This window comes from Flavobacterium sp. P1_E4 (assembly GCF_056405915.1).
In genome coordinates, this window is record NZ_JBFUBE010000023.1 from 32,397 (window position 1) to 45,850 (window position 13,454).

The 13,454-nt window shown below is 31.6% G+C and carries 12 protein-coding genes, 1 rRNA gene and 1 pseudogene; 9 read left to right on the forward strand and 5 right to left on the reverse strand.

Annotation, left to right across the window (positions count from 1 at the left end; genetic code table 11):
* Nucleotides 1–65 precede the first annotated feature (65 nt).
* The gene (locus AC1DY0_RS16605; RefSeq protein ID WP_477189702.1) at nucleotides 66–809 is read left to right on the forward strand and encodes a hypothetical protein; all 744 of its coding nucleotides are present in this window, start codon (nucleotides 66–68) and stop codon (nucleotides 807–809) included.
* A gap of 10 nt (nucleotides 810–819) precedes the next feature.
* Here the strand turns inward: AC1DY0_RS16605 and AC1DY0_RS16610 are convergent, their stop codons facing one another.
* A complete protein-coding gene (locus AC1DY0_RS16610; protein WP_477189703.1) occupies nucleotides 820–1,296 on the reverse strand; it encodes a TspO/MBR family protein in 477 nt (158 codons plus the stop codon).
* A 108-nt stretch (nucleotides 1,297–1,404) separates the two neighbouring features.
* On the opposite strand from AC1DY0_RS16610, the gene AC1DY0_RS16615 reads away from it, so the two are divergent.
* From AC1DY0_RS16615 to AC1DY0_RS16645, 7 genes are all read left to right on the forward strand, one after another.
* The gene (locus AC1DY0_RS16615) at nucleotides 1,405–2,487 is read left to right on the forward strand and encodes a diphosphomevalonate decarboxylase (RefSeq protein ID WP_477189704.1); all 1,083 of its coding nucleotides are present in this window, start codon (nucleotides 1,405–1,407) and stop codon (nucleotides 2,485–2,487) included.
* Nucleotides 2,488–2,530: 43 nt separating this feature from the next.
* The gene (locus tag AC1DY0_RS16620; RefSeq protein WP_477189705.1) at nucleotides 2,531–2,725 is read left to right on the forward strand and encodes a hypothetical protein; all 195 of its coding nucleotides are present in this window, start codon (nucleotides 2,531–2,533) and stop codon (nucleotides 2,723–2,725) included.
* A gap of 49 nt (nucleotides 2,726–2,774) precedes the next feature.
* Nucleotides 2,775–3,713: a mevalonate kinase family protein gene (locus AC1DY0_RS16625; protein WP_477189706.1), complete on the forward strand. Its 939-nt coding sequence runs from the start codon at nucleotides 2,775–2,777 to the stop codon at nucleotides 3,711–3,713.
* Nucleotides 3,714–3,853: 140 nt separating this feature from the next.
* Nucleotides 3,854–4,810: a geranylgeranylglycerol-phosphate geranylgeranyltransferase gene (locus AC1DY0_RS16630; RefSeq protein WP_477189707.1), complete on the forward strand. Its 957-nt coding sequence runs from the start codon at nucleotides 3,854–3,856 to the stop codon at nucleotides 4,808–4,810.
* A 141-nt stretch (nucleotides 4,811–4,951) separates the two neighbouring features.
* The gene (locus AC1DY0_RS16635; RefSeq protein WP_477189708.1) at nucleotides 4,952–5,857 is read left to right on the forward strand and encodes a pseudouridine synthase; all 906 of its coding nucleotides are present in this window, start codon (nucleotides 4,952–4,954) and stop codon (nucleotides 5,855–5,857) included.
* A 73-nt stretch (nucleotides 5,858–5,930) separates the two neighbouring features.
* Complete coding sequence (locus AC1DY0_RS16640) at nucleotides 5,931–6,293, forward strand: nuclear transport factor 2 family protein (RefSeq protein ID WP_477189709.1); 363 nt, start codon at nucleotides 5,931–5,933, stop codon at nucleotides 6,291–6,293.
* A gap of 263 nt (nucleotides 6,294–6,556) precedes the next feature.
* Nucleotides 6,557–8,815 (forward strand): glycoside hydrolase family 3 N-terminal domain-containing protein, encoded by a 2,259-nt coding sequence (locus tag AC1DY0_RS16645; protein ID WP_477189710.1) that lies wholly within the window; start codon nucleotides 6,557–6,559, stop codon nucleotides 8,813–8,815.
* Nucleotides 8,816–8,898: 83 nt separating this feature from the next.
* On the opposite strand, the gene AC1DY0_RS16650 is transcribed toward AC1DY0_RS16645, so the two are convergent.
* The 3 genes from AC1DY0_RS16650 to AC1DY0_RS16660 form a co-directional block, all read right to left on the reverse strand.
* Nucleotides 8,899–9,507 carry a DUF937 domain-containing protein gene (locus tag AC1DY0_RS16650; protein ID WP_477189711.1) on the reverse strand — a complete coding sequence of 203 codons (609 nt, stop codon included), beginning with the start codon at nucleotides 9,505–9,507 and terminating at the stop codon, nucleotides 8,899–8,901.
* Nucleotides 9,508–9,735: 228 nt separating this feature from the next.
* Nucleotides 9,736–10,167, reverse strand: a complete 432-nt coding sequence (locus tag AC1DY0_RS16655; protein WP_477189712.1) for a response regulator — start codon at nucleotides 10,165–10,167, stop codon at nucleotides 9,736–9,738.
* 22 nt (nucleotides 10,168–10,189) lie between these two features.
* Complete coding sequence (locus AC1DY0_RS16660) at nucleotides 10,190–12,625, reverse strand: MASE1 domain-containing protein (protein WP_477189713.1); 2,436 nt, start codon at nucleotides 12,623–12,625, stop codon at nucleotides 10,190–10,192.
* A gap of 288 nt (nucleotides 12,626–12,913) precedes the next feature.
* On the opposite strand from AC1DY0_RS16660, the pseudogene AC1DY0_RS16665 reads away from it, so the two are divergent.
* A pseudogene (locus AC1DY0_RS16665) lies at nucleotides 12,914–13,078 on the forward strand (transposase); the annotation flags it as partial.
* Between the two features lie 146 nt (nucleotides 13,079–13,224).
* On the opposite strand, the gene rrf reads toward AC1DY0_RS16665, so the two are convergent.
* Nucleotides 13,225–13,334, reverse strand: a 5S ribosomal RNA gene (gene rrf / locus AC1DY0_RS16670).
* Nucleotides 13,335–13,454 lie beyond the last annotated feature (120 nt).

Here is a 13,454-nt window from a genome sequence, read left to right on the forward strand (position 1 = left end):
TACATCACCTATAAGTTTTTCTTTGGGAGTATTAGAATATATTTACTTTCAAAAAATTCTTACTTATGAAAGTAAAGTTACTTTTAATATTGTCCTTATTTGCATATCAATTTAGTTTTTCACAAACCGAAAAATTTCTTAAAGGAATAGTTTCTTCAGAGAATTTCTTATTGCAGAACGTGGATGTCATCAATAAAACTTCTCAAAAAAGCACCAAAACGAACGATAAAGGGGAATTTTTAATTACTGTTGAAGCTAATGATAGTCTGCTTTTTTATGCTAAAAATTATTATTTAAAAAGGCTGAAAGTAACTAAAGAAGAGATTGGACAGAACAATTTGCAAGTTGTAATGATAAAAAGACCCGAAGAGTTAGACGAGGTTGTAGTTGAAAAAACACATAGCATAAAACTTAGTCATGACAAAAAATACGAGCAAAGTAAACGAGATGGTTATGCTACAGAAAAATTTGACAATAGAGAAGGATTTCAAGCTATGAGACAAGGTACGTTTGTTAATGGGTTAAATTTTGTTACAATTGGCAAAAAGCTTTTAGATTTATTCAGAAAAGAAAAAGAGCCAGAAAAAGATGTTCTGTCGGAAATTGAATTTGCTACATTGGCAAAAAATACCTGCGATCAAAAATTCTTTACGGAAAATTTAAAATTAAAACCAGATCAAATTGATCTTTTTCTACAGTTTTGTGATGCAGATCCTAAATCGAAGAAACTAATTGAACATCATAATATACTCAGTATGATGGATTTTTTATCAGCTAAAAATATTGAATTTCAAAAGTTGAAAAACTGACCAGTCCCCATTATTTATTCAACCACCAAATACTTCCGTTCAAAACTGCCGCAAAACCAATCCAAAGCAAATAAGGGATAAATAAATAACCCGAAATCTTGTTGATTTTGGCAAATTGAAGATAGGTTTCATAAACCATCAGCCATAAGATAATTATTTCCAAACCGGCTAACATTGGATTTTTTAGACCAAAAAACAAATAAGACCACAAAGCATTTAATGCCAATTGGATTGCGAAAAATTGCAATGCTTTTTTAACGGTTTCTTTTTCAAAATCAATTCTGTTCCAAACTAGTCCCGCTGCGATTCCCATCATAATATAAAGCATGCTCCAAACTGGGGCAAAAACCCAATTGGGTGGATTGAAGCTCGGCTTTATTAATGTTGGATACCAGGTTGTTACAGATGAACGGGTGACTATTCCAGAAAAATAACCCACAACTAGGCAAGTAACAACAATAGATAATATTCGGGTAATCTTATTCATTCCTTTTGTTTTAGAGGAGCCAAAATTACTTAAAACTTTCGAAGGATTATCAAATAAAGGAATAAACGATTTCAGCAAAAAAAGTATCTTTGCCGAAAATTACTATTTATGTTTGAAACTGACGATTTTATCCCATCAAAATATAACCATTCAATAGACCAGGGAACTTTTTCTTGGAGTGCACCAAGTAACATTGCTTTGGTGAAATATTGGGGAAAAAAAGACAAGCAGATTCCAGCTAATCCATCCGTTAGTTTTACGTTGAATAATTGTAAAACGATCACTACTTTGGCTTTCGCTAAAAAACAAAATGACGGCAATTTTTCTTTTGATTTATTATTTGAAGGAAAACCCAAAGAAGACTTCAAACCAAAAATTCAAAAATTCTTTGAACGTGTAGAAATATACTTGCCGTTTCTAAAAGAGTATCATTTTACGATTGACACCGAAAATACTTTTCCCCATAGTTCCGGAATTGCTTCATCGGCATCTGGAATGGCAGCTTTGGCAATGAATTTCATGAGTTTGGAAAAAGCATTAAATCCAGCTATGACAGAAGATTATTTCTATAGTAAGGCTTCTTTTTTGGCGCGATTAGGTTCTGGAAGTGCTTGTAGAAGTGTAAAAGGACAAGTAGTAGTTTGGGGAAATCAAGCGAACATAAAAGGGAGCACGGATTTGTTTGGTGTTGAATATCCGTATAAAATCCACCCTGTTTTTAAAAATTTACAAGACACAATTTTATTGGTTGATAAAGGAGAGAAGCAAGTATCGAGCACTGTAGGTCATGATTTGATGCATGACCACCCATTTGCCGAAAGGCGATTTGCTCAAGCACATGAAAGTTTAGATAAACTGATTCCTGTTTTTGAAAATGGAAATTTTGAAGAATTTATCAGAATTGTTGAAAGCGAGGCTTTGACTTTGCATGCTATGATGATGACATCTTTGCCATATTTCATTTTGATGAAACCAAATACTTTGCAGATTATTAATGCAATTTGGAAGTTTAGAAATGAAACTAAAATCCCGGTTTGTTTTACCTTGGATGCTGGTGCCAATGTGCATGTGTTGTATCCAAATGATGTCAAAGAAAAAGTGTTGCAATTTATTAAATCAGAATTAGTTGGGTATTGCCAAAATGGTCAGTACCTTTGCGACGAAATTGGAAATGGTGCTTTATTAAGTTAATGCTTTTTTTTTTTGTATCTTTAGTTCTTAATTGATTATAATTATGGACTTGAATGCGGAAAAATTAAAATTAATCAAGAAGATAATAAAGACAAAGGATGTTAATCTTCTAAAGAAAATTAGAGCCGTTTTTGAAGACAAAGAAAAAGAGGTTTGGGAGGAATTAACGCCTGAACAGCAGGAAGAAATAAACATCGGGATACAAAATGAAAATCGTGGAGATGTAGTCGATTTTTAAAATAAACAATATAATTGCCAACCCCAAATTGATAATTTAAAAAATACACATGAAAGGACCTTTATTTTACTCAAAAATATTACTCTTTGGAGAATACGGAATTATTCGCGACTCCAAAGGATTGTCAATTCCTTATAATTTTTACAATGGAGCTTTGAAGAAAGATGCTAATCCTTCAGACGAAGCAATACGATCAAATGGTCATTTGAAACGATTTGTAACTTATTTGGAAGAATTACAAAAGGAGCAACCCGATTTGGTGACCTTTGATTTAGAGACTTTAAATAATGATGTTCAAACAGGAATGTATTTTGATTCCAGTATTCCACAAGGATATGGAGTAGGTAGTAGTGGCGCTTTGGTAGCTGCTATTTATGATAAATATGCACAACATAAAATTACAGTTTTAGAGAATTTGACACGTGAAAAATTATTGACTCTTAAAACTATTTTTTCTCAAATGGAAAGCTTTTTCCACGGAAAAAGTTCAGGACTTGATCCATTGAACAGTTATTTGAGTATTCCAATTTTAATAAATTCAAAAGATAATATTGAAGCGACTGGAATTCCGACCCAAAGTTTTGACGGTAAAGGAGCTGTGTTTTTACTAGATTCTGGAATAGTGGGTGAAACAGCCCCAATGGTTAATATTTTTATGGAAAACCTAAAAGACAAAGGCTTCCGTACGATGTTGAAAAACCAATTTGTAAAATATACCGATGCTTGTGTAGAGAATTTTTTGGGTGGAGATATGAAGTCATTATTTGAAAATACCAAAAAATTATCAAAAGTTGTTCTGAATAATTTCAAACCGATGATTCCAGAACAGTTTCATAGTATCTGGCAAAAAGGAATAGATTCAAATGATTATTATCTGAAACTCTGTGGTTCAGGCGGTGGTGGTTATATCTTAGGATTTACGCAAGATTTAGAAAGAGCAAAAGAGTCTTTGAAAGATTTTAAATTGGAAGTTGTTTATCAATTTTAATTTTTTATTTGAAACCGCCATTAAGAAATTTTCTTCATATAAAAAGAAAAAGCGGTTCCTGACATCCAAATTTTAAATGCTTTTTCGGAAGAAAACGAATCAATTTAATAAACGCTACTTATAAACTCTAAACAAACTCCATGTTAAGCAGGCAGCATAAACTATTTGTATTAAAGATTGTGAGTTTGTTCTCTGTAGTTAGAGGTTATAACATTCCTGTTATAGCTTTGGCCCAATATTTATCTGCTATTTTTATATTAGCTCCCGAGAAAAGAGCTTTGTCAATATTGTTGGACTTTCAGCTCTTTATAATTGTATTGGCGTCTAGTTTGACAATTGCTTCTGGTTATATTATCAATAGTTTTTACGACAGTAAGAAGGATTTAATCAACAAACCGAATAAATCTCAACTGGATCGTTTGGTGAGCCAAAAAACCAAACTTCAAGTCTATTTTAGCCTTAATTTTTTCGTGGCTTTAATAGCTTTTTTTGTTTCATTTAGAGCTGTTTTGTTTTTTTCGACTTATATCTTCTTGATTTGGTTTTATTCCCATAAAATTAAAAAGTATCCTTTAATAGGGAATTTGATGGCTGCTTTATTAGCGGTTTTACCTTTTTTTGGAATTCTATTATATTATTATTTAAAAATGCCATTGTATGAAATTGAAAGTAATAGTGGCAAACTTGCTGTTATATTTTCGCATGGAGCCTTTTTATTTCTATTAATTCTGATTCGGGAAATGATTAAGGATTTAGAAAATTTAAAAGGCGATTTGGCTAATGATTATAAAACGATTCCTATTATTTATGGGGAAAAAGTGTCCAAAAAAATAATCACAGGATTGGCGCTATTGACCATTATACCTGTTTATTTTTTAATCAATGTGTATGACGTTGGTTATATGGATATTTACTTTTATTTCGGGTTTATAATTATGATTTTTTTCTTGGTGTATTTGTGGAAATGGGAAACCAAAGAACAATATGTTTTACTTCACAATGTTTTGAAATTTCTAATTGTAGCGGGTGTATTTTGTATAGTTTTGATTAATCCTAGCGTTTTGTGGAACGGGAAAAAAATATTGATGACTATTTAATGTTACTCTGTTTAGGGTAATGTTTTTAATAAATCTTTAGAATGACAACATTCATTTAATTAAGTAGTTAGCTTTTTCTAATTACCAAAAATCGTTTCCCAATGATATAAATAGTATCTTTGCAGCAAATTATAGAATATTATGAACAATAAGGAAGGCAATAATAAAAGAAGTGGTGCTAGACCAACAAGCTCTAGACCAAGTTCCAATAAGCCAAAACCTGCGATGCAAAAAAGGGCACAAGGGCCAAAAAAAGTTAAAACAATTGTAAAAGTTGCCGATACTACTGATAAAGTAGAGAAAAAACCTAATCAAGCGCCTAAAAGACCTAAAGTAAAAGATGAAATTCGTTTGAATAAATACATCTCAAACTCAGGGACTTGTTCTAGACGTGATGCTGATATTTACATTCAATCAGGAAATGTAAAAGTAAACGGTATTCCCGTTACCGAAATGGGTTATATGGTAAAACCAGGAGATGTAGTTAATTTTGATGGTGTAGTTTTAACTCCAGAGAAAAAAGTGTACATCTTATTGAATAAGCCTAAAAATTTCACCACTGCACTTGACGAAGGCCAAGAATATCGTAATGTGTTGGAATTGGTGAAAGGTTCTACCAATGCTAAAATTGGTGCAATAGGTAGAATGGATAAAAATACGACTGGACTTTTGTTGTTTACCAATGATACCGATATGATTCGTAAATTTACTTTGCCGAATCAAAAATCATCCAAAATCTATCAAGTTTCTTTAGATAAAAATTTAAAATTTGAAGATTTAGAGAAAATAAATAAAGGACTTGTTCTTGATGGTCACCGTGTTTATGTTGAAGATGTAAGTTATATTGAAGGTGAAGCCAAAAGTGAAATAGGACTTCAATTAAGATCTGCAAACGTAAAAGTAGTACGTTCTATTTTTGAACATTTCAGTTATGACGTACTTAGAATTGACCGCGTAGCTTTTGCTGGTTTGACCAAGAAAAATTTACCAAGAGGAAATTGGAGATTACTAACAGAACAAGAAATTATTAATTTGAAGAACGTATAATTTTTTAGAAAATAACTTCGCAATCCCTTTCATATCAAAATGTAAAGGGATTTTTTAATTTAAAACAAACAAAATGACAGCAGAAAAATTGCAATCCATTGCTTTTAAATGGTTCGAAGCATTTAACAATCATAACTTGGAACAATTATTATCCCTTTATGATGATGAAGCGGAGCATTTTAGTCCGAAATTAAAAATTCGTAAACCTGAAACGCAAGGGTTGGTAACTGGAAAAGATGCTTTAAGAACTTGGTGGCAAGATGCTTTTGATCGTTTGCCAAGTCTACACTATAAAGTAACTTCTCTAACGGCGAATGCAGACCGTGTTTTTATGGAATACATACGCACTGTTGAGGGTGAAGAAGATATGCTAGTAGCTGAAGTTCTTGTGGTAAAAGAAAATAAAATTGTTGCTTCAAGAGTTTATCATGGATAGTAATTGAAGATGTTTTCACTATTTAAAAGAATCCCATTTCGCTAAAAAAGTGAAATGGGATTTTTTTTGGAAAGCTTTGAAAGTAAAAGAAAAGTTTTGAAGTTATGGCCTAATTATGGAATTACGAAAACGTTAAACCTATGAAAAACAACCAAATTAGTTTCTTAAAAACTAGTTCTTTAATAAATATAATTACTTTTAAAATTCATTAATAATTAGTTAATTATTAAAAAATCTAAGTTTAAAAGATAAATTATAAAAAAATGAAATTAAAAATTGCACTACTGCTAATCTTCAGTTTTCTGGCTTATGGGGTTAGAAGTCAAAACACCAATCCTGAGTTAGATAAGAAAGTAGCAGAATTGCTTTCTAAAATGACTACCGAAGAAAAAATTGGGCAAATGACACAAATTACTGTTACTTCTTTGGAAGCAAAAGGGAAACCAGGAGAATTTGATATGGCAAAATTAAATGAAGCTATTCAAAAATATCATGTTGGTTCTATTTTAAATGTGCCAAATCCAGGAGCACCTACTATTAAAAAATGGAATGAAGTAATTACGGCAATTAGCAATGAAGCCAATAAATCAAGATTAAAAGTACCTGTATTGTATGGAATAGATGCTATTCACGGGTCGAGTTATACTGCTGGTGCTACATTGTTTCCACAACAAATAGGAATGGCAGCGACATTCAATACTGATATTGTAAAAAAGGGAGCCGAAATATCGGCCTATGAAACTAGAGCTTCTTCTATTCCCTGGGTTTTCTCACCAGATTTGGATTTGCCCAGAAATCCAGCTTGGTCAAGAATGTGGGAGTCTTTTGGAGAAGATGTGTATTTATCAAGTCGCATGGGCGAAGCGATGGTAAAAGGTTTTGAAGGGAATGATGTAGGTTCAAAATATAATGTGGCTTCCTGTATGAAACATTATATAGGATATGGAAGCACGACAACTGGAAAAGACAGAACTCCAAGTATTATACCAGAGCGAGTTTTGAGACAATTTGATCTGACCATTTACCAAGCAGCTATTAAAGCGGGTGCCAAAAGTGTAATGGTGAGTTCGGGTGAAATTAATGGGACTCCTGTTCATGCCAGCAAATACTTAATTACTGATGTCTTGAAAAAAGAATTAGGTTTTCAAGGGGTTGTAGTGTCAGATTGGAAAGATATTATTTATCTATACACCAGACATAAAGTAGCCGAAAATAATAGAGATGCAGTGAAATTATCTGTAATGGCTGGAATTGACATGAGTATGGTTCCTGAAGATTATACTTTTTATGTTGATTTGTTGGATTTAGTGAACAAAGGAGAAGTTCCAATGTCAAGAATTGATGACGCGGTAACCAGAATTTTGAAAATGAAATTTGAATTGAATTTGTTTCAAACGACTGTTGCAAACTTGAAAGATTATCCAAAGTTTGGATCTCAAGAATTTGTTGAAGCTGCATACAATGCTGCAGCTGAGTCAATCACTTTGTTAAAAAATAACAATGCTATATTGCCTTTAAATAAAAACGAAAAAGTATTGCTAACAGGTCCTACGGCTAATAGTATGAAGAATTTGAATGGAGGTTGGTCATATAATTGGCAAGGAGAAAATTCAGATACTTATGCAGCAGATAAAATGACTATTCTGGAAGCTTTGCAAAATAAAATAGGCAAAGAAAATGTGTTATATACTCCAGGAGCAGATTTAGCAAACTTCGATGATGCAGAAATTGCAAAAGCAGTTGAAATGGCCAAAGGCATGTCTAAAATTATTCTATGTCTCGGTGAGAAAAATTACACTGAAACGCCTGGAGATATTAGTAATTTATACATTACCACTTCGCAATCTAAACTGGCTCTAGCTTTATCTAAATTGAACATACCAATTGTTTTGGTTTTGAATGAAGGAAGGCCAAGATTGATAAGTGATTTTGAAGGTAACATGGGTGCTGTAGTACAGTGCTATTTGCCAGGAAATGAAGGTGCTAGAGCAATGGTAGATATATTGTATGGAGATGTGAATCCTAGCGGAAGATTGCCGTATAATTATCCTAGATACCCTAATTCATTAGAAAAGTACAATCGCAAATACACAGAAAGTTTAGGGGATGATGAGCAAAATAATGACGCCAAATATGAAAAAAGTTATTCACCTCAATTTGAATTTGGTACAGGTTTATCGTATACAACTTTCGAATATTCAAATCTTAAAATTGATAAAACAGAAATAAGTAATTCAGATGATTTAAAAGTTACTGTTGATGTGAAAAACACAGGAAAAGTAAGTGGAAAAGTATCTGTTTTACTCTATCTTTCGGATAAAGTGGCAAGTATAACTCCAGAAGTTAAAGCATTGAAGCGATTTGAAAAAATTAATCTTGCCTCAGGCGAAAGCAAAACAGTAAGTTTTATTTTGAATCAAGAAGACCTCCAATTTGTAAACAATGATTTGAAATGGATTTCCGAAAAAGGAACTTTTAAAATTCAAATAGAAGGACTTACACAAGAGTTTATATTAAAATAGGTTTAATTAGTTAGGAGAAAAATGGTAACAGTCTTAGGATTGTTGCCATTTTTTATTTAAAAAAAACTTATGAACTTGTCTGCTTAGAATTTGAAAATTTTATTTAAAAAATGAGGTTTTGTATTGGTTTTTATAGATGTATGTGAATCGGTATGTGCATCTTGATATTCAAAATTTGAATATCCTAGAAGTACCCTAATACCTTCTGGAACATTGTTTAGTATTACTTTTTTTTGTGAATTTAAATCGTTTTGGATAATTGCCGTTTTTTGTCTTTCATTTACGAAATGAGATAATATCAGCATGACTGCAAAATTTAGAATAGCCCCCGCTGTTTCGCTTTTAATGCCTACTTCATTTGATATCATTTCGGATATACGTCCTTTTTTTGTGGAGAAAATCAAATTTAAGGGAGTGTAGCCTTCTTGTTCAAAGGAGTAGTTTATAGAGGAAATTTTTCCATTTTCAAATTCTGTGGTTTTGTAAAATTCGGTAAAAGTTATAGAATCAATGATTTTATCGTATAAAATGGTATTGTCCATTATATTCTCGAGGCCAATAAGAACGGTGCAGATACTGGTATCAATAGATTTTCTCAATAATATTTCATTTTCTTCAAATTTTTTGCAAAATATTGAAATTAATGGCGAAGTAATAATGCTTCGTAGTTGAAGAAGTAAAATGGGGGTCATATTTTATCTTTTATCGAACAATTTTATTTGTATTGGTTCTAAATAATCGACAAAACGATTTGTTTTTCCGATTATCTGATAAATATATAAAAAATATAACAAAAGACAAGAAAAATATTTTTTTTTGTAAAAAGAATGTTTTATAGAACAATAAACATTGTTATTGGTCATAGTTTTTATGCCAACTGTTTTTATAAATTAATAATTTGGATGATTTAATGATAAAAATTAATCTTTATATCCTGGGAAATAAGTAGCCATAATGGAAGTAAGTCCTTCCGTAGTAAGAACCTTGTTTTGAAAACCTGAAATAGCAGGGAATTTTGAAGCTTTTTCTTTGTCATCAGGGTTAAGTGAGCTAGTGAGCATTACAATAATAATTTTTCCTTTTTGATTTTCATCCAATTTTGAAAAGGCTTCTGTAAATTCCCATCCATCCATTACAGGCATATTGATATCCAGTAAAATTAGCATAGGTTGAGGAAAGATGCCGTCCGATTTTTCATATTTGCCGGAGTTTGTCAAATAATCTAAAGCTTGACGACCGTTTAGGGCAGTTTCGATATGATCTGTTATTCCTGCTTTTTTGATTAGCATTTTGCTGATGAAATTGGTAGCCGCATCGTCATCGACCAGCAAAACAGAATTTAATTTTTTCATATATAGCTATTGTTTAACTTTGTTAGAAATAAGACGTTACTGTTTTTGTTTTCGGTATAGTAAAGTAAACGATTGTGCCTTGACCAAATGTAGATTCAAGCCAAATTGTACCGCTATGTAGAGCAATGATTTTTTTGCAAATAGCAAGACCGATACCTATTCCAGAATATTCATCCCGATTATTGAGACGTTTGAAAATGACAAAAACCTTTTCTTTATTGTGTTCTTCAATCCCTATACCATTGTCTTCAATTGCAAATTCCCAATTGTCCTCAACTTCTTTTGCAGTGATATTGATGTTTAAAGGAGTCTCTTTTTTTCTAAATTTTATTGCATTTTCTATCAAATTTTGGAATAGCTGAATTAATTCGATAGAATGCCCTTGAACTTTTGGTAAATCTCCAATAGTGATTTGTGTTTCAGATTTTTCAATGACATCCGATAAAATTGAAATTGCATCATTTACGATTTCATTACTATCAATTTCTTTTATTTCTATTTGACTTCCTATTCTGGAATAGTCTAATAGTCCTTTGACTAGTTTTTGCATCCTGTCAGAAGATTCCAAAATGAAATCTAGGTATTGATTGATGTTTTCATTCGCATCTTTTGGAAAATCTGCTTTGATGAGTTCTGAAAAACATTTTAGTGTAATCAATGGTTCCTGTAAATCATGGGAAGTGATATAGGCAAATTGTTCTAACTCTTTATTTTGAATTTGTAATTTTTGGTTTTGATTAGCGATTTCCTTTTCATTTTCCTTCCTTTGTGTAATGTCCTGTGCAATGCCGTCTATATGATGTGTTATTCCATTTTCGTCAAAAATCATTTTAGCACTAAGGGAAATGCAAATTAGTTTTCCTGATTTTGTTTTGAGCAATTTTTCAAAATTTTTCAAGATAAATTGTTCGTTTATAAGTTTAATAACGGCATCGGGCTCCTCCTCATCAGTTTGTAGAACATTTGTTGGTTTTCCTATCAGTTCTTCTGGGCTATAACCTGTAATCTCTTTGACAGAAGGACTTATGTTCCAAAAAATACCATTTGGATCAGTTTGAAAAATCACATCCTGAATATTTTCAAATATGGTTCGATATTTTTCTTCACTTTTTATCAAAGCTTCATCAGCTTTTATCTTTTCAGTGATATTTGTCGAAATAATTGTAGCACCTACAATCTCATTGTTTTGGTTTACAATAGGACTGATTATAAATTCCCAATAACTGTTGGTGATTTCAAAATGTGTTATGGTAGTTATGTGTTCACCTAAAAAAATCTTGTTCAAAACAGATATAGATTCTTCAAGGTCGTCTTTATTAGTGATGCAATCCTGTAATTTCATCCCCAAATTTATATCTATATCATACAGGATTTTCATATTATGGCTATGCTGATTATTAAAGCTTAAGTATTCATAATTTCGACCTATGGAATAAATACTAACATTTTTAGGGCTTTCAAGGGTAGACTCAAGTAAAATTTGATTTTCACGAAGATTTTTTTCACTTGTTTTAATTAAATCTTCAGCTTTTTTTCGCTCAGTAATAATTCCTGCTAAAAAAAGACTGCAAATTGTTATTACACTTAAAAAAAAGTCCAAAAACAGAATAGAATCGTTAATGTGCTCTTCATTAAATGGACCAATTCCTTGAGCCGTTGTTGTAATGGCAAACAATGATATTATAATAATGAAGAGTGTTGTGATTTGAATTCCAAAACGATAGGCAGACCAGAATAATAAGGGTAAGATGAGGTATTTTAAATCATGATATTGAAAAAATACTCCAAAACACAATAAAATTGTTGCCAGCCCATAGATCGTTAATTCGAAGAATTTAAAATTACTCTTATTTAAAGAATCTTTTAAAAACCAGGATAACATAAAAGGAGTAATTAAAATTATACCAATTGAATCACCTAGCCACCAAGTTTTATAGGAGTACCAAAATTGTTCTGTAGAAATTGAACCGTTAAGCGTCAAGCTTATTACTCCAATCAAAGAAGTGATAGTCGAATAAGAGATTGGTCCTATAATAAGTAGTGCTAATATATTTTGTCCATTACTTAATGGATGCTCTTTTTTGCATAATCGAGTTACGATAATTGTTGCTGTGATTGATGCTATTACCGTTCCAATAGAAATAAGAATGCCTATTGGGAGGAGAGCTGAGAAATTTATTTTATCTAAGTCTGCAATGTCTGTATTATGAAATATGTTTGAATAAAGTGAGCCAATAAATATACCTATAAGTGCTTTGCGTCCCCAAATTAATACAGAGGCAAAAGCAAATCCCGCAGCAAGATATATTGGACTAACGGTTCCTGGATCAATTGTTATTAAAAAACTTATTTTCACAAGTATAATATACAATGTGGTAACCGCAAGAACTGAAATTGGTGTTGACTTCAGTATTGAGGGTGTTGAGTATAAGTGAATTAATGAATTAATTGATTTCATTATGTTGTGTTTTCTATTAATGTCAACTACTCAAAATTAATAAGATTTATCGGAACACATTGGTATTGAGGGGGATTATTTTCTAAAAAAAATAATTTATACTTTTAAAATGTAAGATTGTTGGTGTGAATTTATGAAATTTTGATATAAATTTTATAAATCAGTAGCATCTTTTTTGTCAATGTCTTTGTAGAGAATTCTTCCGGTTTTGGAATTCAATAAATATTTGGTGCTGTATGACTTGTTGATTAATGTTTTGATTTTCAATTAAATAATATTCTGCTTAATACCATAACTTTTAATTACAAGTCAATCTTAAACTATTTTGATAACAGAAGTACAAATGCTTCTGCCGAATCTTTCAATGCAAAAATAAAAGCTTTTAGAAGTCAATTTAGAGGAGTGAGAAATATAGATTTTTTCTTGTTCAGATTATCTAATCTTTTTGCATAATCCCCAACTTTTGCACCTGATCCAACTTTTGCACCTGATCCGGTAATTGGCCATAGCTTTAAGATTTTAGTTTTTATAAAATCTGTTCTTTTAAAATTGTTGTAAAACAAAAAACCCTTCATCAAATTGATAAAGGGTTTTGTAAAAAAAGGCAGCGACATACTCTCCCACATAACTGCAGTACCATCTGCGCAGGCGGGCTTAACTACTCTGTTCGGGATGGGAAGAGGTGAGCCCCGCCGCAATAACCACCTTAAGTCGTTACAATTGCTTTGGGCAATCATTTGCAAGTCGTAATTAACTTCGTTCTGTTCGGCTAAAGCCTCGGGTCAGAATTTCGAACTCGTAATTGCAATAATATCTTAACATACTGAGA

Coding starts and splice junctions, on each gene's coding strand:
- AC1DY0_RS16605 (WP_477189702.1), top strand. CDS start 66: ATGAAAGTAAAGTTACTTTTAATATTGTCCTTATTTGCATATCAATTT.
- AC1DY0_RS16610 (WP_477189703.1), bottom strand. CDS start 1,296: ATGAATAAGATTACCCGAATATTATCTATTGTTGTTACTTGCCTAGTT.
- AC1DY0_RS16615 (WP_477189704.1), top strand. CDS start 1,405: ATGTTTGAAACTGACGATTTTATCCCATCAAAATATAACCATTCAATA.
- AC1DY0_RS16620 (WP_477189705.1), top strand. CDS start 2,531: ATGGACTTGAATGCGGAAAAATTAAAATTAATCAAGAAGATAATAAAG.
- AC1DY0_RS16625 (WP_477189706.1), top strand. CDS start 2,775: ATGAAAGGACCTTTATTTTACTCAAAAATATTACTCTTTGGAGAATAC.
- AC1DY0_RS16630 (WP_477189707.1), top strand. CDS start 3,854: ATGTTAAGCAGGCAGCATAAACTATTTGTATTAAAGATTGTGAGTTTG.
- AC1DY0_RS16635 (WP_477189708.1), top strand. CDS start 4,952: ATGAACAATAAGGAAGGCAATAATAAAAGAAGTGGTGCTAGACCAACA.
- AC1DY0_RS16640 (WP_477189709.1), top strand. CDS start 5,931: ATGACAGCAGAAAAATTGCAATCCATTGCTTTTAAATGGTTCGAAGCA.
- AC1DY0_RS16645 (WP_477189710.1), top strand. CDS start 6,557: ATGAAATTAAAAATTGCACTACTGCTAATCTTCAGTTTTCTGGCTTAT.
- AC1DY0_RS16650 (WP_477189711.1), bottom strand. CDS start 9,507: ATGACCCCCATTTTACTTCTTCAACTACGAAGCATTATTACTTCGCCA.
- AC1DY0_RS16655 (WP_477189712.1), bottom strand. CDS start 10,167: ATGAAAAAATTAAATTCTGTTTTGCTGGTCGATGACGATGCGGCTACC.
- AC1DY0_RS16660 (WP_477189713.1), bottom strand. CDS start 12,625: ATGAAATCAATTAATTCATTAATTCACTTATACTCAACACCCTCAATA.